Annotated in this window: 24 protein-coding genes and 2 riboswitches; of the genes, 7 read left to right on the top strand and 17 right to left on the bottom strand. The window is 49.8% G+C overall.

All coding sequences use genetic code 11. The features are described 5' to 3' along the window. Nucleotides 1–27: 27 nt before the first annotated feature. From GON22_RS07865 to GON22_RS07845, 5 genes are all read right to left on the bottom strand, one after another. Nucleotides 28–1,191, bottom strand: coding sequence for an acyl-CoA dehydrogenase family protein (locus GON22_RS07865; RefSeq protein WP_160395561.1), 1,164 nt, complete (start codon nucleotides 1,189–1,191; stop codon nucleotides 28–30). A 28-nt stretch (nucleotides 1,192–1,219) separates the two neighbouring features. Continuing rightward, a complete protein-coding gene (locus GON22_RS07860) occupies nucleotides 1,220–2,080 on the bottom strand; it encodes a 3-hydroxybutyryl-CoA dehydrogenase (RefSeq protein WP_160395640.1) in 861 nt (286 codons plus the stop codon). A 24-nt stretch (nucleotides 2,081–2,104) separates the two neighbouring features. After that, complete coding sequence (locus GON22_RS07855) at nucleotides 2,105–3,280, bottom strand: acetyl-CoA C-acetyltransferase (RefSeq protein WP_160395560.1); 1,176 nt, start codon at nucleotides 3,278–3,280, stop codon at nucleotides 2,105–2,107. Between the two features lie 11 nt (nucleotides 3,281–3,291). Continuing rightward, nucleotides 3,292–4,431 (bottom strand): acyl-CoA dehydrogenase family protein, encoded by a 1,140-nt coding sequence (locus tag GON22_RS07850; RefSeq protein WP_160395559.1) that lies wholly within the window; start codon nucleotides 4,429–4,431, stop codon nucleotides 3,292–3,294. A 237-nt stretch (nucleotides 4,432–4,668) separates the two neighbouring features. Continuing rightward, nucleotides 4,669–4,956 carry a HesB/YadR/YfhF family protein gene (locus tag GON22_RS07845; RefSeq protein ID WP_160395558.1) on the bottom strand — a complete coding sequence of 96 codons (288 nt, stop codon included), beginning with the start codon at nucleotides 4,954–4,956 and terminating at the stop codon, nucleotides 4,669–4,671. Nucleotides 4,957–5,088: 132 nt separating this feature from the next. Between GON22_RS07845 and GON22_RS07840 the strand changes: the two genes are divergently transcribed. The 5 genes from GON22_RS07840 to GON22_RS07820 all read left to right on the top strand — a co-directional run bounded on the left by GON22_RS07840 (nucleotide 5,089) and on the right by GON22_RS07820 (nucleotide 9,879). Further along, a complete protein-coding gene (locus GON22_RS07840) occupies nucleotides 5,089–5,850 on the top strand; it encodes an alpha/beta hydrolase (protein WP_160395557.1) in 762 nt (253 codons plus the stop codon). 121 nt (nucleotides 5,851–5,971) lie between these two features. Further along, nucleotides 5,972–7,378 carry a spore germination protein gene (locus tag GON22_RS07835; RefSeq protein WP_160395556.1) on the top strand — a complete coding sequence of 469 codons (1,407 nt, stop codon included), beginning with the start codon at nucleotides 5,972–5,974 and terminating at the stop codon, nucleotides 7,376–7,378. Nucleotides 7,379–7,391: 13 nt separating this feature from the next. Next, on the top strand, nucleotides 7,392–8,594 hold the full coding sequence (locus GON22_RS07830) for a Ger(x)C family spore germination protein (RefSeq protein WP_160395555.1): 1,203 nt from the start codon (nucleotides 7,392–7,394) through the stop codon (nucleotides 8,592–8,594). A gap of 2 nt (nucleotides 8,595–8,596) precedes the next feature. Further along, a complete protein-coding gene (locus GON22_RS07825; RefSeq protein ID WP_160395554.1) occupies nucleotides 8,597–9,682 on the top strand; it encodes an endospore germination permease in 1,086 nt (361 codons plus the stop codon). After that, nucleotides 9,682–9,879, top strand: coding sequence for a hypothetical protein (locus GON22_RS07820; RefSeq protein ID WP_160395553.1), 198 nt, complete (start codon nucleotides 9,682–9,684; stop codon nucleotides 9,877–9,879). The genes GON22_RS07825 and GON22_RS07820 overlap by 1 nt, the downstream gene beginning before the upstream one ends. Before the next feature lie 77 nt (nucleotides 9,880–9,956). On the opposite strand, the gene GON22_RS07815 is transcribed toward GON22_RS07820, so the two are convergent. From GON22_RS07815 to GON22_RS07785, 7 genes are all read right to left on the bottom strand, one after another. Further along, on the bottom strand, nucleotides 9,957–11,774 hold the full coding sequence (locus tag GON22_RS07815; RefSeq protein ID WP_160395552.1) for an APC family permease: 1,818 nt from the start codon (nucleotides 11,772–11,774) through the stop codon (nucleotides 9,957–9,959). Nucleotides 11,775–11,873: 99 nt separating this feature from the next. Continuing rightward, a riboswitch (cyclic di-AMP (ydaO/yuaA leader) is annotated at nucleotides 11,874–12,048 on the bottom strand. A gap of 290 nt (nucleotides 12,049–12,338) precedes the next feature. Next, complete coding sequence (locus GON22_RS07810; protein WP_160395551.1) at nucleotides 12,339–13,475, bottom strand: NADH:flavin oxidoreductase; 1,137 nt, start codon at nucleotides 13,473–13,475, stop codon at nucleotides 12,339–12,341. 112 nt (nucleotides 13,476–13,587) lie between these two features. Continuing rightward, the gene (locus GON22_RS07805) at nucleotides 13,588–13,899 is read right to left on the bottom strand and encodes an ArsR/SmtB family transcription factor (RefSeq protein ID WP_160395550.1); all 312 of its coding nucleotides are present in this window, start codon (nucleotides 13,897–13,899) and stop codon (nucleotides 13,588–13,590) included. 184 nt (nucleotides 13,900–14,083) lie between these two features. After that, a complete protein-coding gene (locus GON22_RS07800; RefSeq protein WP_237179067.1) occupies nucleotides 14,084–14,905 on the bottom strand; it encodes a squalene/phytoene synthase family protein in 822 nt (273 codons plus the stop codon). A 133-nt stretch (nucleotides 14,906–15,038) separates the two neighbouring features. After that, nucleotides 15,039–16,538 (bottom strand): IMP dehydrogenase, encoded by a 1,500-nt coding sequence (locus GON22_RS07795; protein WP_160395549.1) that lies wholly within the window; start codon nucleotides 16,536–16,538, stop codon nucleotides 15,039–15,041. Between the two features lie 71 nt (nucleotides 16,539–16,609). Beyond that, nucleotides 16,610–17,125: a GNAT family N-acetyltransferase gene (locus tag GON22_RS07790; protein WP_160395548.1), complete on the bottom strand. Its 516-nt coding sequence runs from the start codon at nucleotides 17,123–17,125 to the stop codon at nucleotides 16,610–16,612. Between the two features lie 34 nt (nucleotides 17,126–17,159). Further along, the gene (locus tag GON22_RS07785) at nucleotides 17,160–17,717 is read right to left on the bottom strand and encodes a DUF1273 domain-containing protein (protein ID WP_160395547.1); all 558 of its coding nucleotides are present in this window, start codon (nucleotides 17,715–17,717) and stop codon (nucleotides 17,160–17,162) included. A gap of 202 nt (nucleotides 17,718–17,919) precedes the next feature. On the opposite strand from GON22_RS07785, the gene trhO reads away from it, so the two are divergent. After that, nucleotides 17,920–18,813, top strand: a complete 894-nt coding sequence (trhO, locus tag GON22_RS07780; protein ID WP_160395546.1) for an oxygen-dependent tRNA uridine(34) hydroxylase TrhO — start codon at nucleotides 17,920–17,922, stop codon at nucleotides 18,811–18,813. A 95-nt stretch (nucleotides 18,814–18,908) separates the two neighbouring features. Here trhO and GON22_RS25685 read toward each other — a convergent pair whose 3' ends face one another. Then, entirely contained in the window at nucleotides 18,909–19,055 is a 147-nt protein-coding gene (locus GON22_RS25685) for a hypothetical protein (protein ID WP_202113140.1), read from the bottom strand. Nucleotides 19,056–19,199: 144 nt separating this feature from the next. Here GON22_RS25685 and GON22_RS07775 point away from each other — a divergent pair, with 144 nt between their 5' ends. Next, nucleotides 19,200–20,360 carry an AI-2E family transporter gene (locus GON22_RS07775; protein ID WP_202113139.1) on the top strand — a complete coding sequence of 387 codons (1,161 nt, stop codon included), beginning with the start codon at nucleotides 19,200–19,202 and terminating at the stop codon, nucleotides 20,358–20,360. Here the strand turns inward: GON22_RS07775 and GON22_RS07770 are convergent. The 4 genes from GON22_RS07770 to GON22_RS07755 all read right to left on the bottom strand — a co-directional run bounded on the left by GON22_RS07770 (nucleotide 20,353) and on the right by GON22_RS07755 (nucleotide 24,434). Beyond that, nucleotides 20,353–21,600, bottom strand: a complete 1,248-nt coding sequence (locus tag GON22_RS07770) for an MFS transporter (RefSeq protein WP_160395545.1) — start codon at nucleotides 21,598–21,600, stop codon at nucleotides 20,353–20,355. The two genes, GON22_RS07775 and GON22_RS07770, sit on opposite strands and share 8 nt — an antisense overlap. A gap of 115 nt (nucleotides 21,601–21,715) precedes the next feature. Further along, nucleotides 21,716–22,324, bottom strand: coding sequence for a beta-class carbonic anhydrase (locus GON22_RS07765; RefSeq protein ID WP_160395544.1), 609 nt, complete (start codon nucleotides 22,322–22,324; stop codon nucleotides 21,716–21,718). Between the two features lie 121 nt (nucleotides 22,325–22,445). Continuing rightward, nucleotides 22,446–22,588: riboswitch (cyclic di-AMP (ydaO/yuaA leader) on the bottom strand. A gap of 53 nt (nucleotides 22,589–22,641) precedes the next feature. Further along, nucleotides 22,642–23,187, bottom strand: coding sequence for a hypothetical protein (locus GON22_RS07760; protein ID WP_160395543.1), 546 nt, complete (start codon nucleotides 23,185–23,187; stop codon nucleotides 22,642–22,644). A gap of 47 nt (nucleotides 23,188–23,234) precedes the next feature. Then, nucleotides 23,235–24,434: an aminotransferase class I/II-fold pyridoxal phosphate-dependent enzyme gene (locus GON22_RS07755; RefSeq protein ID WP_442954364.1), complete on the bottom strand. Its 1,200-nt coding sequence runs from the start codon at nucleotides 24,432–24,434 to the stop codon at nucleotides 23,235–23,237. Nucleotides 24,435–24,463 lie beyond the last annotated feature (29 nt).

Below are 24,463 nucleotides of genomic sequence, written 5' to 3'. Positions count from 1 at the left end.
CCCTCCACCCCAAACGCATCGGGCGTCCTACTTCAGCAGTTGATTGCCGATAACGATGCGATGAATTTCATTCGTTCCCTCATAAATTTGCGTCACCTTCGCATCGCGGAACAAGCGCTCCGCTGGCTCAAGCTTCGAATATCCTGCACGCCCAAGCCATCGTACTGCTGCTCCAGCCACTTCGACCGCCGTATCCGACGCGAATAATTTCGCAGCCGACGACTCTCGCGTACAGGGCTGCCCTTCTTGGCGCATATAGGCAGCCCGATAAACCAATAGCCGCGCCGCTTCAACTTGTGCGGTGAGCGCTGCCACTCTCACGGCATCGGCGCTGGATCGAATGCGTCCCCGAATCGGCGAATTCGCCTGTTTGTTGCGCGGCGGGATTGCCAGCCCGGAATGAAGCAGCTGCAGCGCTGCTTCTGCAATGCCAAGCGACTGCGCAGCAATGCCGATCCGGCCGCCGTCGAGCGAGCCTTTTGCAATCGCGAACCCTTGCCCTTCTTCGCCTAGCCGCTGGGAAGCAGGAATGTGCACATCCTCGAACGTTAACTCGCATGTATTGGAGCCATGCAGCCCCATTTTTTTCTCCTTCTTGCCAATGGTTAGCCCCTGTGCCCCGCGTTCTAGCAAAAACGCAGTAATGCCGCCCGGGCCTTGCGCAGGATCAGTTACGGCGAACGTGATGTACAGATCTGCTGCGCCTGCATTCGTAATGAACATTTTGGTCCCATTCAGCACGTATTGGCTGCCAGATTTAACCGCCCGCGTACGAATGGATGCAGCGTCTGAACCGGCTTGCGGCTCTGTGAGCGCAAATGCGCCTAGCCATTGGCCGCTTGCAAGCTTGCTGACATAGCCGATACGCTGCTGTTCTGTGCCGTAATATAAAATCGGGAGCGTTCCAACCGATGTATGCACGGACAAAATAACGCCGACTGCCGCGCTCACACGCGATATTTCATTGATGGCTGCTATATAGGAGATAAAATCATTGCCCGCGCCGCCCCATTGCTTCGGAATTGGAATGCCCATTAAATCCAATTCCGCCATTCGTTTGGCCAGCTCTGCCGGGAATGATGAGTCGCCATCCTCCTCCATATGAGGAATGAGAGGTGTAATTTCCTCAACGGCGAACTGCCGCGCCTTTTGCCGAATCGCCTCTTGCCCATCTGTGAACCGGAGCTCCATTGCCGCACCTCACTTTCTTATGAGCGGCCTACCTCCGTCCTTTGTAAACATAGAAACCTTTGCCGCTCTTGCGCCCATGCCAGCCAGCCGACACATATTGGCGAAGCAGCGGGCAAGGACGGTACTTGCTATCGCCGAAGCCTGCATGAAGCGTCTCCATGATTGCCAAGCATGTATCTAGCCCGATCAGGTCGGCTAGCGCTAATGGCCCCATCGGATGGTTCATCCCCAGCTTCATCACTTGATCGACCGCCTCAGGGGAAGCGATGCCCTCATATACGGCATAAACCGCTTCGTTGATCATCGGCATCAACAGGCGATTCGATACGAAGCCGGGGAAATCGCGCACCTCGACTGGCGTTTTGCCGAGCTGCTGTGTTAGGTCCGCAATCGTTGCACAAGTCACATCCGACGTTCCTAATCCACGAATAATTTCAACCAACGGCATGACCGGTACCGGATTCATAAAATGCATGCCGATCACCTGGCTAGGCCGCTGTGTCACAGATGCAATCGTTGTGATTGAGATGGAGGAAGTGTTAGAAGCAAGGATTGTTTGCGGCTGGCAGATTCGATCAAGCGACTGGAACAACGAGGTTTTCGTCTCCAAATGCTCAGGCGCAGCTTCGATTACTACATCGCTGCCAGCAACATCTTCCAGTCGCGTGGCGGCGGCCAATCGCGCCAGCCACTCCTCTCGCTGCGCCTGCGTGACACGGCTTTTCTCCACTTGTCGGTTGAATGCCGCTTCAATCGTTGCGCATCCGCGCATCACCGCAGCTTGTTGAATGTCATACAGCGTCACGGCAAATCCGTGCTGCAGCAGCGTCTGGGCAATCCCGCTGCCCATCTGTCCAGCGCCTATAACCGACACGGCTTGAACCGGCATTGTGTTCACCTCATCTCGTGGCATTCATCCATCCACGCGAAGCAACATTGCATCCCCTTGCCCGCCTCCGCTGCATATTGCGGCAATGCCCAAGCCCCCGCCCCTTCGCTTAAGCTCATGGATGAGCGTCAATACGATTCGGGCGCCGCTCGCGCCAATCGGATGGCCTAATGCGATTGCCCCGCCCTTGACATTGACCCGTTCTTCATCCCACTGAAGCATTCTCCCACAGGTCAGCACGACGGCTGCGAAAGCTTCATTCACTTCAAACAGCTCGATCGAAGTTAAGTCAATTCCAGTCTGCTGCAGCAGCTTTCGAATGGCAAAGCCAGGCGCTTCAGCAAGTTCATGCGGCTTTGCGCCAATCGCCGCGTGGCCGACAATCTCAGCTAGCGGAGCAAGCCCTTCCTGCATCGCAGCTTCCCGTGACATGACGATAACCGCTGCTGCTCCATCATTCACGCCCGGTGCATTGCCTGCTGTAATCGTGCCTGTACCGTTCGCATCATGAATGGGGAGCAGCTTTGCCAGCTTAAGTTTGCTAGTGTCTGGCCGCGGGCATTCATCGGAGACAACCTTTCCCTTAACCGATTCGAACGCGGTGATCTCATCGGCGAACTTGCCCTGCCAACCAGCTGCAACAGCCAACGAATGGCTCCGGAGTGCCCAATCATCCTGTTCCTCTCGGCTGATCCCATGCTTGATCGCAGCTCGGTTCCCATGCTCAGCCATAGGTACATGATCAAATGCGCACAAGAGCCCGTCATGCAGCATGAGATCCGTTAAAGCCACGTTGCCCATTCGAGCTCCCCAGCGAGCGGTTGGCACTGCAAAAGGCGCGCTGCTCATGCTTTCCATTCCGCCAGCGGCTACGATGCCGACGTCACCGCTTCGAATCATGGAATCCGCAAGCGATATGGCTCTCAGGCCCGAAGCGCATACTTTGTTCACCGTTTCCGTTGGGACATTCCATCCAAGCCCGGCCAACCTAGCTGCTTGCCGCGATGGGATCTGGCCAGCTCCCCCTTGGAGCACCATGCCCATTATGGCATGCTCGATCCGCGCCGCATCTGCGCCGCTATTCGCTATCGCGCCACGTATAGCAGCAGCGCCTAATTCAGCTGCGCTTACCTGCGCAAACACACCGCCGAATTTGCCGAATGCTGTCCGCGCACCGCCAACAATGACTGAACGCCGCATGGCGCCGCCTCCTACTGTGACAAGATACGTGCATCCTCATTCACAACCATGCCACCAAGCCCTAATTCTGATTCCATACATTTAGCGTCCCTCATGTACCGTTCCAACTGATATTCCCTCATGTATCCATAACCGCCCAGCACCTGCACCGCTTCTGTCGTAACCGCTACAGCGGCTTCCGCTGCATAACGGCGAGCGATAGCGCAAGCTCGAACTGCCTCTAACCCCGTATCCAAGCGCCATGCGGCGTCATAAACGAGCAGCCGTGCAGCGTCGGTACGAACCGACATATCAGCCAGCTTAAATAAGATCCCTTGCTGGCGGCTTATCGTAACGCCAAACTGTTTGCGAGCCTTCGCATACGCGGCTGCTTCCTCTAATGCGCCTTGGGCGATGCCAACTGATATGGCAGCGGCACTTAACTGCCCTAGCAAGGCCATCTTCGAGGTTGCGCCAGTTGGACCACGGCTTGATTTCCCTAAGCGTTGCTCGATTGGAATCTCGCAGCCCTGCAATACCACAGCCGACATCGGCATGGACCGCAAGCCTAATTTCGACATCGGTGGATTGACTTGCAGGCCAGCTGTTCCATTAAGCAGCACAAACACATTCGTCTTTCCAGTGCTAGCCAGACGGGCAGCTAAAACATAGACATCAGCATGGCCGCCGAACAAAACCAAAGGATGCGTGCCTTGCAATCGAATATGCCCCTCACGTTCATCTGCAAGTAGCGGCTTAGCTAATGCCCCATCCTCCATTCTTTGGGATACGTTCGCTAAGCCTGCACCGCCAAGCTGCGTTCCTTGTGCTAAAGGCACGAGCATTTCCTCGCGTAAACGGCTATTCCCGAATTGATAAATCGGCCACGCTGCATATGCCGTATGCATCGCCAAAATTGCAGCAGTTGACGCACATACTTTAGCTAGCTCTTCCAGTACTGCCGTATAGGTAATCGTGTCACCGCCTGCGCCTCCGTACCGTTCAGGGAATAAGATCCCCGTTAGGCCGAGCTCCCCCATTTGACGAAAAATAGTAAAATCCAAAGCCTGCGCCTCATCCCGTGCAATCGCACCTAAAGCAACCTTCTCCCGTGCAAACTCCCGTAGAACCGAACGCGTCATCTCCACTTCTTCGGCTAGTTGGAATCGCAACCTCCTCCCCCCTCAAGCCCGTCGTAAGTCATGCTGCTTCATGCAATAGGACAAGGTTCGACGATACCCGCGCTTACCCAATCTATATGATTGCAAGACGTGTCCGTATAACTTCATCATGCGCCTCGAACTTCAATTATTTACATAACTTATATTATGTAAACTATTTATTTTCCCCAATAAAAATAGGCATATACGGAAATATCCCCTACATGCCTCTAATGAGTGCTTATTATACTAAGAAACGTAAAATCCGACGCCTTCTTCCTTCTCATTAAACTGCAGAGACAGGCTCTTATTTTCCAAATACCAGAGCTGGTCCTCCAGCATATAAAATTCGATGCCTTCGCTCACCTGCTTCAAGCGGGGCGCCTCCGATGGCTCCTTTGTTATGCCAAGCGACATGCCAGGCTGCACGCTGCCACAACCGCCTAGCCGGACGAAAATATGCAGCTGATCGCCGTGCTTGAGCCCCATTTCGTCTATATACCACTGTGCCACAGCGGGTTCCACATTGATTTTCATCTCAATTCTCTCCTCACCCTATTCCTTGTCCCTCATCCTACAACAAGGACAGCCTTAGCTGCAACTTTTATTTCCCATTTGGCTGCATTAGGCATATGGTAGCTTATCACGAATGGAAAGGATTTTAACACGATGAATCTCCATCATTTCAATATTCATCCTCTCACGTTCGTCCTTGTGCATGGCGCATGGGCAGATGCGAGCTTCTGGGATGGAATAGCAGCGCACTTGCAGCGTATGGGACATATCGTCCATGCGCCGGAATACCCTGGCCATGGCAGCGACCTGAACAAGAACGTGACGCATGCTATGCAAAGCCAAGCGATCGCTGACTATATCATCCAGCATCAATTGCGGGATGTCGTCCTGGTCGCTCACAGCTTTGGCGGTACAGTCGTGCAGAAGGCCGCTGAGCTCGTCCCTGACCGGATCAAACGGCTTGTGTTCTGGAACGCTTTTGTCTTAAACAATGGCGAAAGTGCTTTCGAGGAAGTGCCGCCAGCTGCCCAGCAGGCATTCGACCAGATTCGAAAAAACTCTGGCAATAATACGATTATGCTGCCATTCCCGCTTTTTCGGGATACTTTCGTAAATCTCGCATCATTCGAGCAGGCAAAATACTTGTATGACCGGATTTCACCTGAACCAGCAGGTCCCTTATATGAGAAGCTTGATCTATCGAAGTTCTATACGCTGACGATGCCGCGCAGCTATGTTTACTTGACGGAAGATGCGGTTTTGCCGCAATATGGCCCCGATTATAGCTGGCATCCGAGAATGTCCAGCCGCTTAGGGCTGTTCCGATTAATTAAAGGCCACGGCGACCATATGACGACAGCTAAGACTGAGCCCCATCACATTGCCAAATTGCTATATTTGGCAGGCCGAGACTAATGTGGCATCTCGCTTGTATTGAATCCCGCTTCCTACAAGGACAGCGGGTTTCTTCATCATCACAACGCATAACGAGGAAATGAATGGGAATGTTAAGAACAATTGGCGAGGGGGGACTGCAATGACATTACTTGAAAAGTATCAGCTTGCATCACAACAAAACATGGCATTGCAGCCTGACTACAAATGCCATCAGTTTCACATCGATGCCGACGTCATGGTCGTATGTGCTTACTTGGATACGTTAGCGGATAAAGACCAAATACAGAAATTCATGTTGCTTCCACTGCTGGACCTTCATTTTGAACATGACTGGAGCTCTGATTACAAAATAGCAAAAGTGCGTGACCGGCTATCAGGTGTCCCCTTTACCGTGGAATCAACGCCTGAAAAGCTTATTGTTAGCCTAACAGATGGCCAGTGCATTATTCTTCTTGCATCCCATCACGAAGCCTATATTTGTGATGTGGCCAAGTTTAAGCATCGGACAATTGGAGAACCCAAGTCTGAGAAGACAGTCAGGGGCCCTGCAGAAGGCTTTAATGAAGATATTTTAACGAACGTGTCCCTTATTAGGAATCGAGTGAAATCGCCCGAACTTACATTCGAAAGTTTTGAGATTGGACAACTTACCAGAACTAAAGTATTTCTCATATACATGAAAGGCAAAGCATCTGAAGCGAGAATTCAAACGTACCGGGATCGGCTCCTTTCTATCCAAACCGATGCGATTTTCGAAAGTACGAATATCGAAGAATGGATAGAGGAACGCGAGATCACCCCTTTTCCACGCCTTCTTAACACCGAACGCCCTGATGTCGTTAGCGCGCATTTGGCAGAAGGCAAAATTGCAATATTAACCAACGGTACGCCTTATTGCCTCATTGCACCAGTGACATTTTTTCAGTTTTTCGTCAGTGCAGAAGATTACTATCAGCGATCCATGTATGCGACGATTTTTCGTTGGTTGCGTTTTATATCGTTTTTGATCTCGGTGTACACCCCTTGCCTCTATATCGCTTTGACCAATTATAGGCAAGAAATCATTCCTTCCTCCCTGTTAATTAACCTCTCTGCACAGCGGGAAGGCGTTCCTTTTCCATCCTTGGTCGAAGCGTTAATTATGCTCGTAATGTTCGAACTTCTGCGGGAAGCGGGGATTCGAATGCCCACAGTGACGGGACAAGCAATCTCCATCGTAGGGGCTGTCGTGCTAGGCCAAGCTGCGGTCGAAGCAGGATTAGTGTCGGCCGCAATGGTGATTGTTGTCGGCATCACAGCCATCGCTAATTTTGTTTCCCCATCTTTTAGTTTTGGAATGGGCCAACGCATCGTCCAGTTTATTTACATGTTTTTGGCGGTTTGCCTCGGGCTGTTCGGCGTATTCTGCGGCACCCTGCTATTAGTTGTACATCTTGTTTCAATCAAAACGACAGGCGAGCCTTACCTCTCCCCTATCGCCCCAGTCATTCCGGCTCGATTCAAAGACACGTTGTTCCGAGCGCCATGGTATAAAATGAAAAAATGAGAGGTAATTACTCATGAATCGAATGGCTCGAATGGCACGCGGTTTACTGCTGATGTTTACGCTCTTTGCAATCTGCTCCCTGCAGGGCTGCAAAGATTATAACGAGCTTAATGATTTAGCGCTTGTTGATATGGTTGGCGTTGATTTGAATGAGGATGGAACCTATCAAGCTTATTATCAGGTGTTAAATCCGAATGGCGTTGCCGGATCGAAAACCGGCAGTTTTCGTTCTCCACTGTTTACGTTTGAGTTCAGAGGAAAGTCATGGCCAGAGTTTACGCGCTTGGCGACACAGACGTTGTCGCGAAAGCTGTTTATTAACCACTTTCAAGCTTACATCGTTTCAGAACGGCTTGCGAAGCATGGAATTGGTGATTTGTTGAATTTTTTAGAAAGCGATCCGAGGCGGCGCATGGCAACTTCCATCTATGTGACAAAAAGCCCAATAAAGGACATTATGAACACATATGTACCGATGGAGACGAATCCGGGCAAGGAATTAAGGAGCATTCAAAAGCTGCAATATGAAGTAACGGGGCAATCTGATAACAAGTCCAATTTGAAAACGTTATTAGAAAACTTCGAAAATGAACAACTTGCCTATATTTCCATGATTAAACTAACAGACCAAGAGCCTTTCATGACAACCAAAAGGTTTCAGACAATCGAAGGGAATCGCGGAAACTTCCAATACGTCGGGGCGTCCATTATAAAACAAGCGCATGCGATTGGCGAACTGAAAGCACCTCAACTGTCGACGCTATTTTTTCTATTGGGAACGAACAAATCACTACTCCAAGATCTCAAATGGAACGAAAGCGAATCTGCACAGATTCAAATGATAGGCAAACCAAAAACGGATTATCAATTATTCCTGCAGCATGGGCAACCCAAGTTGGACATTCGAATTAAGCCGAGTTTAGAACTCGTCACGATTGACCAAGAGGAAAAGCTTGATTCCAAAACCTTGCGTCGGTTAGAAGCGATGTTCGATAAAAAAATGGAAGACCAGTCCATTAAATTGATTAAACTCGCTAATGAGAAACAGTGGGATCTGCTAGGCATCCAAGACCGAATTGCGAAGCGGATAAACCCAAAATGGGCAACATTGAAATCGAATCCCGTCGCGTGGATGGAAACAGACGTCTCCGTAACGGTTCACTCGTCTATCATCAAAACAGGCACTTTGCTGACACCGTATAAGGGAGGAAAGTAATCGTGGAGCAAGCAACTATTTCAACTCGCCAGTTTTATTTGCTCGTCCTGTTCTCCACGATGAGCACTTCCTTCTTCCTGCTTCCTCCCGCCCTGATCGGCAACGCAAAGCAGTATGGGTGGTTAATCCCTCTTTGGACAGGCATTGTCGGAATAGGAAGCTCCCTGCTATGGGTCTATTTGACAGTTAAGTTCCCCAAACAGAATCTCATTCAAATCTGCCATAGCCTACTAGGCAAATTCATGGGGACAATTGCCGGATCATTAATCATTTTACAATCGCTGCTCATCAGCGCGTGGGTCATTAATAATCTGAATGATTTCATGAGCATTACATTGCTCACGCATACGAATGAGTTAGTATTCGGAGCGTGCTTTCTCGTGGTAGCTGTGTATGCCACGATTAAAGGAATCGCGTCGATTGCCAGAACGACGGAATTTTTTATGCCGATTTTGCTCATTTCCTTTGTCATCTTCTTTTTATTATCCATCAAGACATGGGATTGGTCCCATTTCACACCCGTCATGCCGATCGACTGGAACGGGTTATTTTTCAAGTCAAGTTCCATGATCGCATTTCCCTACATGGACGGCTTTACCTTAATGATGCTCTTTCCGTTTGTGAAGCAGAAGGCAGTATCCGCTTATTTGAATGGATCCATCCTAGCTGCTATCCTCTTGTCGTTTATTACATTTATCATCATTGGCGTACTCGGCGTGTCGCGTGCTTCCCATAATACATATCCGCTATATAAAATGGCACAGGAACTCGAGATTAGTCCCTTCCTTGAACACTTGGAAGCAGTGATCTCCATCGGTTGGCTTGTATTCGTGTTCATTAAACTTGCTTTGAACTTTTATTGCGCCGTACTGGGTATGTCCCACCTGTTCAAAATGGCGGATCGCGGCAAAATCGCAATACCGCTTTCCGTGATCGTCTCAGCTATGGCACTCGACATGCATCCGAATTTTATCGAAAATATCGAATGGATTACACACTATACGCTCCTTCATAATTCGATCTTTGGCGTAATGCTTCCGTTTCTGCTGATTCTCGTATACTTGCTTACGCCCAAGAGGCGCACCTAATGCTGGCGCTTGGATTTAGTATAGTGCTGCTCGCCATATCTTTCATTTATTACGCTGGACAATCGCCATCCAAGAAAGAAATGGCAGTCTTCGTTTCATTGTCTGTGCTTGGTGTAACGCTTTATGTGTTGCGCGCCATAGGCCATCCGTTTCGCGCTACGGCGGCCATCGAAGCAATACTCAGCCGATTGATATGAGCATATTGATATGAACAAATGATAAGAGGCCATCCCTTCAACCAATACGAGATGGCGAATGAGAAGGCCTCTTCATGTTATTTTTTGAGGTGATAAGGCACGGTCGTAATAACGACGTTCTTCTGGTTAATCAAGTAAGCGCGAAGCATGAGCCCCGATTGGTTATGAAGGATATAATGCCACCAATGCTTCGTAATAAATTGCGGGATTAGAACAGTAATATGGTCGGTTTCGGAAGCCCGCCACTCGACGGTCTCAATGAACCGAACGATCGGACGAATAATGCTTCTATAGCTTGAACGCAGGACAATCAGCCGAACGCCAGGATTCCATTCTTCCCACTTCTTCTCCATCCGTTCGATCTCTTCATCATCAAATCCTACGTAAACAGCAACGACGTTATCGGTGAGCGACTTGGCGTAGCTTAGTGAATTATTCACGACTCGCGTTATGCCAGCGACAGGAACGACGATTGTGCTTCCCTTGAGCACCGGGCGCTCTTCTTGCGGGTTAATGCGCAGCTGCTCCGCCGTATTCATGTAATGCCGATAAATGCTATAGAACAGGTACATCACGATCGGAAGGAAGATGAACACCATCCACACCTGGCTGAACTTCGTAAAAATAAAGATGAGCGTAATGGAAAGCGTCGTCAGCATGCCAATTGTATTGATGATAAATTTCAATACCCAGCCGCTAGGCTTCAGCTTCACCCATCGTACCATCATCCCAAGCTGGGACAACGTGAACGGGATGAACACGCCTACTGCATACAGTGGAATTAAGCTTTCCGTATCCCCATGAAACACAATTACGAGGATAGCTGACAACACGCCCAAGAAAATAATGCCGTTCGAGAAGCCTAAGCGGTCACCGCGCACTTTGAATGCATGCGGCATATATTTGTCCTTCGCGAGCATAAATGCAAGAAGCGGGAAAGCCGAATATGCAGTGTTCGCTGCAAGGAATAAGATTAATGCGGTAATGCCTTGAATCACGTAATACAAGATGCCTCGTCCGAATGTCGCATCTGCAATTTGGGAGACGACCGTTTCTTTCGGATTTGGTTTAATGCCATACCAATAAGCGAGCAAGCTAATTCCAATAAACATCGCGCCAAGTATTCCGCCCATCAACATAAGCGTTGCGGCAGCATTACGTTCCGCTGGCTTCTTAAAGTTCGGAATGGCATTAGATACTGCTTCCACACCGGTAAGCGCCGAACAGCCGGAACTGAACGCTTTGAGAAGCAGGAACAAACTAATATTCGATACTGCGGAGCCCATCTCTGGGATTTGCGCATGCGCACCGCCTGTTGCATATTTAATGATCCCAGAGATGATTAGCACGAAAATCGCGCCAACAAACACATACACCGGTATTGCTAACACAGAAGCAGATTCCCCTACCCCGCGCAAGTTCATAATCGTAAGGAACAAGATCATCGTGATGGCAATGAGCACCCGATGGTCATGGAGCGAAGGAAACGCCGATGTTATAGCATCCGTTCCTGCTGACGAGCTAACCGCTACCGTAAGAATGTAATCGACTAACAGCGATCCCCCTGCAAGCAAGCCCGTTGATACGCCTAAGTTGTTTTTGGCGACGATATAAGCGCCGCCCCCGGATGGATAGGCGAAAATCGTTTGCCGATAGGACAAAATCAAAATGAGCAGCAAACCCAATACTGCAAGTGAGATCGGAATCGAGTACCACAGCGCCGCAAACCCCGCTGCCATTAATACGATAAGAATTTGCTCGGTACCGTACGCGACGGATGATAAGGCATCCGACGACAAGACGGCCAGCGCCTTCAGCTTCCCAAGCTTTTCCCCTTCAATTTCTGAACTTTTCATCGGGCGACCAATGACTAGCCGTTTGAACCTGCTGTACATCGTTTCATCAAGACCTCTCCAGTAAAATGAACACAACAAAGAAGCCGCAGGAAAGCAGAACTTTCCCACGGCTCCTCAAATAAAATGAAGGCAGCGTTAAGTTCCTCTTCAGTACGCTTACGAGGTTAGCTGTCGGATTCGGGCTTTGAAGTAGCCCTATGCTCATATTGCGAGCAATTCACCCCTGAGACTCATTCAGCAATCAATCAGCTGATAACGTTAGTCTCGATGGTTCCCCCGTTTCTGTTCTAGCAGAATTCAGCGATACAGGAATCTACGAATTGAATCATACTCCTGCTGAGGAGACACTGTAAAGCGACAATTCGGTTTAAAAATCAGGGTTGTGTCCAAGGAAAAGCATGAAAGAAACGCTTACATAACTCATTCTCTCTTAGTATCTTCGATTTTCTCGACCATATGCGCAATATTGGCCTTTTCACTTATTTCCAGCGAAATCTGAAATCCAAAAAATGCGTTTGGGTAAGGCTTAATCAAAAAAAGGTTGCCCCTAAGCCTTAGCGGCTAGAGGCAACCCATACAGGTGATAGTAAAGAGTGCGAACGATTAACTGAGGCTGCTCAGCGCTTTCGGTGTGAATGGAATAAGCTCATCAAAGCGTCCCGCTTGAATTTTGTTTGCCCACGCAGGATCAACGAGCAATGCACGGCCAACAGCCACAAGATCAAATTCTTCACGTTCTAGACGGTCAATCAGTCCATCCAGGCTAGCATTTCCTGCCCCTTTTCCTTCTGTGAACAGGCTTGTAAAATCGCCGTCGAGGCCAACCGAGCCGACGGTTATTACTGGTTTGCCTGTCAGTTTTTTCGCCCAGCCGGCAAAATTAAGCTCAGAACCTTCAAATTCCGGTTCCCAGAAGCGCCGAGTCGAGCTGTGGAAAATATCTACTCCGGCTTTAACAAGCAGCGTCAGCAGGATCTCAAGCTCTTCTGGCGTATTGGCAAGCTTAGCTGTATACGACGAAGATTTCCACTGGGAAAGGCGCAGCACGATTGGGAATTCAGGTCCGACTGCTTCGCGGACAGCAGCAACAACCTCTACTGCAAAACGAGCACGTTTCTCCAAGCTGCCGCCATACTCGTCATCGCGCTGGTTTGTCTCCTCCCACAGAAACTGGTCAATGAGGTACCCATGCGCACCATGAATCTCGACACCGTCAAAGCCAATGCGTTTTGCATCTGCAGCAGCTTGTGCGTAAGCAGCTACGACCTTCGCGATCTCATCTTTCGCCATCGGTTCAGTGACCTTATTCCCTTGTAAATCCAGCCCCGATGGGCCAATTGGAAGCGCTTCAGGGTTCGGCTGGCTGCCGACCTTACGCACCATTCCGACATGCCAAATTTGCGGGATGATGCGGCCGCCAGCCTCATGCACCTGCTTGACAACTTCTGCCCAGCCGTTCAATGCCGCTTCGCCGTGGAAATTCGGCACGTTCGGGTCATCCGTCGCTGCGGGATGCCCAATCAGCGTACCCTCTGTGACGATTAGTCCAACCCCATTCTCTGCACGGCGGCGATAGTAGGCTGCAACGTCAGATCCAGGCACGCCATTAGGCGAGAATGATCGTGTCATAGGCGCCATCACGACACGGTTGCGCAACTCAAGCTTGCCCAACGAGAACGGCTTGAATAAAGGTGCGACTTGCGTAGCATATACAGCATTGGATGGTTGTTGGTTAGTCATTAGAATTCCTCCACTCTTCTATTTATCTAGATATATATAAAAATAGATGTAAATCCGTAAAGAAAGGGAGCCTAAGCTCCTGTTGGCATTGCCTGATTAGAGGTCCTCTCGGTTATAGTTCATCCTTAAATTGCTCGATAAACGATAAAATGCCCGCTTCATTCCGCCTGTAGTACGTCCATTGCCCGATTCGGCGGCATTCCAGCAGCCCCGCCTGTTGGAGCTTCACAAGATACCCCGATACGACGGACTGTGCTAAGCCTGCCTTCTCAGCAATCGCTCCTACACATACTCCCCCAGCAAAATCATCTTCTTCTTGCAGATGAATTTGAAGTGGGAAATGCTTTTCTGGCTGTTTCAAATACTGAAGGATGCTATACCGGCTCTCGTTGGATAAAGCCTTAATGATCGATAAAATATCCATAACGTTATTATATCTATATTTATAGAAATGTAAATGGATTTGATGAAATAAAAAAGAAGGCTGCATTGTTGCAGCCTTCTTGCAGTCGAAGAAATCTCGATGGCATGCCAAAATATGCCCTATTCGGCCAGATAACGCACCGGTAGGCATATAGGGCACAAATACATGCCCTATTCCGCCGACACTAGTTAAATTGGCCTACAATTTTCAACACAGCTGCGCGAGTGAGCTTGTTGCCGCCTGCCGAGAGCAGCTTCGTCGTTGCATGTGCAAGCGCCAATGGGATTTTGCAGAAGGTTGTAGCCGGGCCATCCTTCAGCTCCGCGATATAGTCGTCCGCTACCTTCAGGTTACGCTTCGTATATTGCAGCATGTCCTTGAAGCTCCAGCCTTCAGGGAAGAAATCAACGCCACGCTTAAGGTCCTCATCCCGGTTACGCATAATATTAACCGCTTGCAGCCCTCTGCCGAACGCGACCGCTTTCTTCATATCCGAATTCGTTCCGTCAAACCACTGCCACATCTCCGACAGCATCTCCCCTACCATGCCAGCAACGCTATACGTGTAGCGGTCGAGGTCCTCTTCTGTCTTAATGCTCCATCCCGTATGCACCCACTCCGCCATCTGCTGTGACATCATCGCTGTGTAGCGGTACACAATCGGAGTAGCTGTAGGAGGGCAAAGCTTGAGCCAATCAGTCAATTGCATCGTAACAGCAGGCAGCACATCCATGTGAGGAGCTAGCAGCTTATCCGTCTGCTCAAGCGGATTGTCCGATTCCAGCGCATACTGAATGCCGCTTAGCAACTCGCTCTTGAGCGCCTCATCCATCTCTTCATGATCCTCGATCTCATCAATCGCTCGCATACAGAGATAACCCGACGTTACTGCCTCCTTAAGGCCAGGCACCAGCCGGCTGATCGGAATATAAAAGGTCCGGCTTGTTTTCTCCAGCATAGCCATAGCATCATTCGATACGACGTTAGTAATGACAAACCCCTCCAAATATGTACTTCACGTTCACTTTCTTTGAGCGTTTTCAATAATGATACCATACGGTAACGCCGATAACCAAATAAAAGCCGCCCATGAGGTTCTAAAATGAACGCAACATGGGCAGCTTGCCATAAAATATTGCTTATTCGCCAGACATTGTGCTGTCCTTCAGCATAACGTCATGGGCTCCGCCTTCAACCAAGCTTGTCGCCGAGACAAGCGTGATCCGTGCCGTACGTTGCAGCTCTTCAATCGATAACGAGCCGCAGTTACACATCGTAGATTTGATTTTGCTAATCGTTTTGTCCATGTTTTCCTTCAAGGTTCCTGCATACGGCACGTACGAATCGACACCTTCCTCGAATACGAGGCCAGACTTGCCGCCCGTGTCATAACGTTGCCAGTTCCGAGCGCGGTTGGAGCCTTCGCCCCAGAACTCTTTTACGAAATTATTGCCGACCTTGAGCTTCTTCGTCGGGCTCTCATCAAACCGTGCGAAATAACGGCCCATCATGACGAAGTCCGCACCCATTGCTAGCGCCAGCGTGATGTGGTAATCATGTACGATGCCGCCATCGGAGCAAATTGGCACATAAATGCCCGTCTCCTCAAAATATTGCTGGCGCGCTTCCGCCACCTCGATAATCGCAGAGGCTTGGCCCCTGCCGATCCCTTTTTGCTCACGTGTAATACAGATTGAGCCGCCGCCGATGCCAACTTTCACGAAGTCTGCGCCGGATTCGACCAAGTATAAGAAACCTTCACGGTCAACAACATTGCCTGCGCCGATTTTTACGTCGAAGTTTTGTTTCACCCATTTAACCGTATCATACTGCCACTCGCTGTAGCCGTCCGACGAGTCGATAACGAGAACGTCCACGCCCGCTGCAACCAGCGCTGGCACGCGCTCCAAATAGTCTTTCGTATTAATGCCCGCGCCTACGATATAACTTTTGTTCCCATCGAGCAGCCCAAGGGGATTTTCTTTATCCGAATCGTAGTCCTTACGGAATACGAGGTGTTGAAGATACTGCTGCTCATCTACGATCGGCAAACAATTCAGCTTGTTATCCCAAATCAGATTGTTTGCCTCTGGAAGTGACATGCCCGCTTTGCCATAGATAAGCGATGCAAAAGGTGTCATAAACTCATGAATAGGCTTGTCCAGCCCATCCCGGCTAAGGCGATAGTCGCGGCTAGTGACGATGCCGAGCAGCTTGCCTGTCGACGTACCGTCCTCGGTAATTGCAACGGTCGAATGGCCATTCTCTTCTTTGAGGTCAAGCACGTCCTGCAGCGTCTGTTCAGGTTTAAGGTTCGAGCGGCTTACGACGAAGCCCGCTTTATATTCTTTTACTTTGCGCACCATCGCTGCTTGGTCTTCGATCGATTGGGAACCGAAAATAAAAGAAATACCGCCGCATCTAGCCAGTGCAGTCGCCATGTTATGGTCCGAGACAGACTGCATGACCGCCGATGAGAACGGTATATTCAGAGAGATAGCCGGCTCTTCGCCTTTTTTGAACTTCGTGATCGGGGTCTTAAGCGATACGTTCGCAGGCGTGCTGCTTTTCAGCGTCAAGTTAGGAATAAGAAGGAATTCGCTAAATGTGCGGGATGGTTCCATATAATAATGTGCCAATTCTACCCTCTCCTCTTCGTTTTATAATTTCAAATAAGATAACAGATCGTCGACAGGCCTGTCAATTTGTTTTATTTAGAACGAATGTATCGCAGCTGTGTCAGCTTTCTTCCTCGCTCGATCGTTCGGCTTGCGCCATCTGCTTGGAACCCAACACGCTCGTAAAATCGACGCGCAGCTTCGTTTTCCTCTAATACCCATAGCGATAGGAATGAATGGCCTTGCTCAATAAGCCGATCAATGCCCCAACGGAGCAGCAGCTTTCCATAACCTTGGCCTTTGCAGGCGGAGAGCAAATAGATTGCTTCAATCTCGCCATACGAATCACCTAAATCAGGATCATGCGAAGGGCCAATCAATAAGCAGCCCGCAGGCTGGCCATTCACAGACAAAATCGCCGCTCTCGCGGACTTCTCGCCGCCAGCTTCAATCATCGCTTTATACGCTGACTCGCGATTAACAGCCGTATATGCAGCTAAGTAGCCACTATCCATGATGCCGCGATAAGCTTCCCGATAAGCCGCCGCATGTACTTCAGCATAAGCTTTCCAGTCTGTCGCCCATGCGATTTCATGATGTGTATTCATCTATCCAACCTCCTATTCCACTAGCCCCAACCCGTCAATCAAACTGGTCGCGGCTCTCCTCGTCCGCAATCGACTGAACATCCTCAGCCGTTATTGTTATAAATCGGTATCCGTCATCCTCATGCCGTTTCCACGCACGCTGCTTGATGAATTTGGGGCTTGCTTCCCCCGCGTCCTCATCATAGAACAACAAAATGCCGTCCGATTTGCGCAACAACAAATCATCGCGTGCCGTTAGCTGCCATACGCCATCATAAGGCTTTTGGCTGACGATCCCGTAGTAATCTACCCCGCGCAAAATATCGCGATAATAGTTTTGCTTCTCTTCCTTCCACTTCTCCTCAGGGTTGAGATAGGCCGCGAGTATCGACAGCTTCAGGCCCGGATAAGTACGCTTGAGTTCGATCACAACCTCGCATGCCCATAAATCGACGCCGTATTGGCCCGACGTAATGACCCATTCCAAGCCTTCCTCTACTAAAGGAATGAGCTTAGATTCCAGCGCTTTTTTGATATAAGGGATGCCCTTATGTTTCTGGTCATATATGCTTAATTCGTGAGCACGGTATCCCGTGACAAGAAGGCTTTTCATAATAAGCTCCCGTCCAATAGTTTCTAAACCAAGTGTACCGGATGAAGCTGCTATGGGCCAACCATTCGGGTGTATTTGACAGATGACGGCCGAGCAATTAAGATATACTATTAGGTTTGAAATGACAGATAAAGCGGTAGAGACAGTTTTAAGCGCTCTGCCGCTTCCATTTATACAGGAAATAGGAAAGGAACGATACAACATGTCTGACAAGTCTGCTTATCAAGTTCTGCTCTACTACCAATACGTCACCATTCCTGAGCCAGAGCTCTACGCCGCTGAACATCTCGCCTACTGTAAGGAACTGGGCCTCAAAGGCCGCATTCTCATTGCATCGGAAGGAATTAACGGCACGGTTTCCGGTACTGTGGAACAGACTGAGCAATATATGAAGCACATGCATGCAAATCCGCTATTCGCAACGATGGTGTTTAAGATCGATGAAGTGGAGGGGCATGTATTTGGCAAAATGTTCGTTCGCTATAAAAAAGAGCTCGTAACGCTCCGTTATGAGAAAGAGCTTGACCCGAATACGTACACGGGCCAGCATCTCTCCCCTGTGGAATTCCATGAATATTTGCAGCGTGACGATGTTATCGTACTCGATGGACGCAACGACTACGAGTTCGACCTCGGGCACTTCCGCGGTGCGATTAAGCCGGACGTTGAAACGTTCAAGGAATTCCCGGAATGGATTCGCCAGAACATGAGCGAGTTTAAGGACCGCCCGATTTTGACCTATTGCACCGGCGGCATTCGCTGTGAGAAACTTACGGGCGTGCTTATGGACGAAGGCTTCAAAAACGTGTACCAGCTTGACGGCGGCATCGTCACCTACGGCAAAGATCCAGAAGTACAGGGCCGGCTGTTCGATGGCAAATGTTATGTATTCGACGAACGGATATCGGTTCCGATCAACCGGACTGATGAGCAAGTCGTCGTAGGCCGTTGCCACCATTGCGACAGCCCTGCTGAAACGTTCATTAACTGTGTAGACGATAGCTGCCACAAGCAGCACATCGTATGCGACGACTGCCTTGAAGAACATCACGGCTTCTGCTCCAGCGAATGCGAAGAGCATGTCACGGCAGGTTAATTGCGAGCAGCGGATGGCGCTTTCGCGCACGGCCGATCTTGAATACAAAAAGGACATTCCGGCATCGTAGCGGGAATGTCCTTTTCTGCATTTTGCTAACCGGTAGACGGGCTGTTCGGTATGTGGCCTTTTTGGTTGCGATTGTCTGCTGTTGATGCAGCCGTATTGTTCTCAGCTTCCCGGGCATTAACCTTCATCGCTTGCTGTTTGCCTTGAAACGACTTTTCTTTATTGCGCGCCATCTGGCATCCCTCCTCTTGCCTATAACGTGTCCATGAATGGTTCATTCTATTTCATGAGATTCAAACATCCGTCATAAGGATAAGCTACTAGTATATTCCTGTATCCAACGCTCATCACTCATCATTAAGAAGGAGGACATTAGTTTGCCTACCCGTTCATGGTCGAATCGATTCCGATTTTTGTTCTTGAACAATCGATTTGTTCTTAGCTTGCTTGTATTGCTCCTAATCGGCATCAATATACTCGTCCTTAGCCGCATTTCATTTATTTTTACGCCGTTCATCGTGTTAGCCAAAACCGTCCTGCTCCCGCTGCTGCTCACAGGGGTCGTCTATTACTTGTTAAAGCCGATTGTCGATTGGCTCGTGAAGCTGCGGCTTAAGCGCGTGTATGCCATCCTGCTAGTGTATATTGTAATTATCGCGGTCATCGCGCTGGTCATATTGGCCGTCATCCCGCTCATTCGCCAGCAAATTACGAGCTTGGTTACAAACTTCCCATCCTACAGCGATCAAATGGAAGTGCAGTTTCGCGAATGGATCGGCAGCGATTTCTTTAACCAACTGGAGCAGGCAACTGGCCTTAACCAAATGGATCTTACCGATGAACTGACCCGCCGTGTTACGTCTGTACTGACGAATACATGGCAACATCTTGGCGGATGGCTAGGTGCAGTTACCGAACTTATTTTGGCAATCGTTACTGTGCCCTTCGTCCTGTTTTATTTGCTCAAGGATGGCCATAAGCTCTCGGAAGTGATCTTGTGGTTCATCCCAACTGCATTGCGTCCCGAGACACGGCGCGTATTGCATGAGTCCAATCGTCAAATTAGCTCCTACATTCGCGGGCAAATCATCATTAGCATCTGTATCGGGGCGCTGCTCTACATCGGTTACTTGATCATTGGCCTGGAGTATTCGCTCGTTCTCGCCATTGCTGCAGCATGTACCAGTGTCGTTCCTTACTTGGGCCCTGTTATTGCGATTACGCCAGCACTTATTGTGGCAACGGTCACTTCTCCGACGATGCTGCTCAAAATGATCGCAGTATGGACGATTGTCCAATTGATTGAAGGAAAGTTTATTTCACCGCAAATTATGGGCAAAACGCTTCGCATCCATCCCGTCACGATTATCTTCGTCATCTTGACGGCAGGCAATCTGTTCGGCGTACTCGGCATTATCTTAGCAGTGCCCGGCTATGCCGTACTGAAAGTCATTAGTACCCATATTTTCCGTTGGTTTATGGTTCGTTCTGGGCTGTATGGGCCAGAAGCTGACTTGGACCTGGAACCGCCTAAGTAGAAATCAAGTCCGCGTCCGGATCAGTCCCTTTCGTCTCTTGACCAAGCACGAGTACAGCAAGCGCACCAATAACAATCGTAACGAAGAATAAGGTGAAAATCGCTCGCACGCTCGTATGCTGCTCCACTAGCATGCCGACTAAATAGGGACCGATCACGCCGCCTATCCGTCCGAACGATGCGGCAAGGCCGACGCCAGTCGAGCGTATCGCAGTTGGATATAGCTCAGGCGTGTAGGCGTACATTGCGCCCCATGCGCCAAGGTTGAAGAACGAGAGACCAATGCCTGCGGCAAGCAGCATAGCAGTCGACTCCGCTTGGCCGAACCAAATAGCGCAACCAGCCGTAAGCAGCAAATAGGCGACAAGCACGAACTTGCGGCCAAACTTCTCAATCAAGTAAGCCGCTGTAAAATAGCCAGGCAATTGCGCTAACGTCATGATCAGCACATATTCGAAGCTTTTGACGAGACTGAAGCCCTTCAAAACCATTACCGTCGGCAGCCAAAGAAACATGCCATAATAAGATAAAACGACTGTGAACCAAAGTATCCACAACGTGACGGTCGAACGGCGATGCTGCTTGGACCACACGGATGCGATGCGCGCTCGATACGTGAACGATTTTGCGTTATGTTCAGTGAAACGCGCTGGTTCACGAATTGTCCTGCGGAGATAAAGCGCATAAAGCACCGGGACGCTTCCTATGAGAAATCCGATCCGCCAGCCGTATGCCGGCAATACGAAGTAAGCAATCACCGCCGCGATAATCCAGCCGCCAGCCCAGAAGCTCTCCAGCAGCACGACGGCGCGGCCGCGCCATTGCAAGGGTACGGATTCAGACACAAGCGTTGAGGCTACAGGCAATTCACCTCCTAGACCGAAGCCCGTAACGAAACGCAGAATAAGCAATACCGTGAAGCTACCCGCTAAAGCAGACAAGCCGCTTGCCAATGAAAAGATGACGAGTGTCCATAACAGGATCGCCCTGCGCCCATAGCGGTCAGCAAGTGTCCCTGCTATAGCTGCCCCGGCCGCCATTCCGATGGAATTCGTTGCAGTAAGCAAGCCAATCTGCTGGGGGCCAAGCTGCCATTCTTCACGGAGAGCAGCGACAATGAACGACAGCATGCCAACATCCATAGCGTCGAACAGCCAGCTTAATCCCGCACTAAATAACAACCGGCGCTGGGAAGCATCTCGCCATATCGAGGCTGAAGATAGTGTAGTTGTATGTTCCATATGCGTACTATCCCCTAGCCCGTACTAATCATTCACATATGAAAAAGCAGTCTCAGAAAGGGATACCCCCTCTCTAAGACTGCTTTTTTTGCCGTGCAACAAGCTCTTGCTCTTATTAGTCAAATGGGACAGCCGGGTAGTTTTTCGCTTGTACCTGCTTGATGCCCCGATCTGCGTAGCCTTCATGAATAAGCTCCAAACGGCCCGTCGTAGGATCCATTATAAAACCATGAACCGGTATATGCGAAGGGACAAGCGGATGGCGGCGGATCATATCCACGCTATGCATGACCCCCTCCTCGGCTGTTTCGAACCCTTTCAAGAAACGCTCCATCTTAATGCCTGAGTTTTCCAACGTGACCAACACCTCTTGCGAGATGCCGTTGCTGAGAAACTTCTTGATCATCTCATCCGTATTCAAATTTGTCATGCCGCAGCCGTGATGGCCAATGACGAGCACTTCTTGCACATCCATCTCATGAATGGCGATCAGTATGCTTCGCATGGCGCTTCCAAACGGCTGTGTCAGCACAGCGCCGGCGTTTTTAATAATTTTGGCATCACCATTGCGCAGGTTTAACGCTTTGGGCAACAATTCGACAAGCCTTGTATCCATACAAGTGAGAATTGCGACTTTTTTATCGGGGTATTTGTCCGTCACGTACGACTGGTACTTCTTGTCTTGTACGAACTTTTCGTTAAATTCCAAAATCTCCGTCACCATACGGTTCACTCTCCCTTATTGAATGGATTCCTTTGCTGAGGAAGCTGTTCATGCGGAAGGGCCCGAAAAGAGCACAAAAAGACCCTAACAAGTTAGGGTCTGAGCGTCATCTAATGTCGGTTCATAGACCCATCCACTGCTGACGAGGTTAGCTGACGGGCTCGGGTTAAGATGGTACCCTTCGCGGCATTGCCGCCGATTCGCCCCAATTGACTGGTTCCCCCGCTTATCGACATGCCGTCGATAATTAAGCGTAAACTCATTGTACGCTCTATGGTTATGAAAAGTCAAAATAAGGAGAGAATCTTAATGTTCTTTCATTTTTCGCCATTTTCCGCAACGCGCCAGCGGTGGGCGTATTTCTGCAAACGCGGATGCAGCGTTGCGGCCGATGGCTCTTCCGACAAGACGAGCCGGATTTTTACAATCCATTCCTCGAATGTCGCGTAGGAAGCGAGTAAATTCGCCATTTTTGGCGTCACATACACAAAGTGCGGGGATGGGTATGTTTCAGCTATATGCCGCATAGCACTTTCGAAAGGCGTATATTTTTTGCGCTTGCCCTCCAGCCCCTCAACAATGATTGAGGAATCATCACGCTCGCGGCGCCATTCATGCAGCCGATCCACCCGTTTATAGTATGGCGAAAGCGGCTCATCAAACATGCGCTTGCCTGTCGCTTCATGAAGCGGATATAGCACAAGCTTGCGGAATGCCATTTGCTGCGCCAGATCTGCGGCAGCATCCAATTCCCCATCCGTCGAATCTTCGAATGCATCGTAGTAAATGATCGTCCCTTTGCTTGCATCCACAGGCGGCTCATAACCATACGGAACGCTTATATTATCTCGGCTTCGGCTCATCTTTTTGCCTCCTTTTGCACAGCATCTATGCGATCTGAGCGCATCAGCTAGATCGTCTTCAGGAAACGCTCCATCCGGGTTAAAGCTTCATCGATATGCGCAACAGAAGTCGCATAAGCGCAGCGAATAAAGCCTTCCCCTCCCTTGCCGAATATGTGCCCCGGCACCGTCACAACCTTGCCTTCCAGCAGAAGCCGCTCGGCAAACTGCTCAGAGCTTAGCCCGGTACGGGCAATCGATGGGAACGCATAAAACGATCCAAACGGTTCATGGCAGGGCAGCCCGATCTGGCGGAAACCATCGACAATTAGCTTTCTCCGCGCATCATAGCTCTCCACCATCTTATCTTTCTCATCCATCCCGATTCGTAGCGACTCCAATGCTGCAATCTGGCCCAGAATCGGTGCGCACATGACCGTATACTGGTGGATTTTGAGCATTGCTGCGATCAATGGTTCTGGCCCGCAAGCATAGCCTACGCGCCATCCTGTCATCGCGAAAGCTTTGGAGAAGCCGTTAATAAGCAATGTCCGTTCCTTCATGCCCGGCAACGATGCGAAGCTAGTGTGCTTGCTATCATACGTTAGCTCTGCATAGATTTCATCCGAAATGACGATCAGATTATGCTCCTCTACAATCTGGGCGATTGGCAGCCAATCCTCGTACGTCATGATGCCGCCCGTCGGATTGTTTGGATAAGACACGATTAACACTTTCGTCTTCGGAGTAATCGCAGCACGCAGCGCATCGGGCATCAGCTTGAACTGCTGCTCTGCGTACGTCTCAATCTGTACCGGCTTCCCGCAGCCGATTGCTGTAATGGGCGAATAAGAGATGTAACAAGGAACCGGTATTAGAATTTCATCATCTGCTTCGATCAATGCACGCAGCGCCAGATCAATGGCTTCACTGCTCCCGACCGTGACGAGCACTTCATCCGCCGGATCGTATTTCACGTTCCAGCTAGTCGCAACGTATTCCGCTATGGCCTCGCGTAGCTCCGGCATCCCCGCGTTGGATGTATAGGACGTCTGCCCTTTCTCCAGAGCGACGATACAAGCTTCACGGACAGCTTTGGGCGTAACGAAATCCGGTTCCCCTATGCCAAGCGAAATCATATCCTTCTGTCCGTTAGCAAGATCAAAAAATTTGCGGATGCCCGAAGGCTTCATTTCCCTTACGAGCGTGGACAGGCGCTCCTCCACCGTAAGCATGCGATTGGTTGGCTGCGTGATTGATTGAATCATCATTACGTTCCTCCTCTTGTAAAAAAACA

It is taken from the genome of Paenibacillus sp. MMS18-CY102 (assembly GCF_009789195.1).
Classification (GTDB): Bacteria; Bacillota; Bacilli; order Paenibacillales; family Paenibacillaceae; genus Paenibacillus_T.
This window is presented reverse-complemented; position numbering and strand designations above follow the sequence as displayed.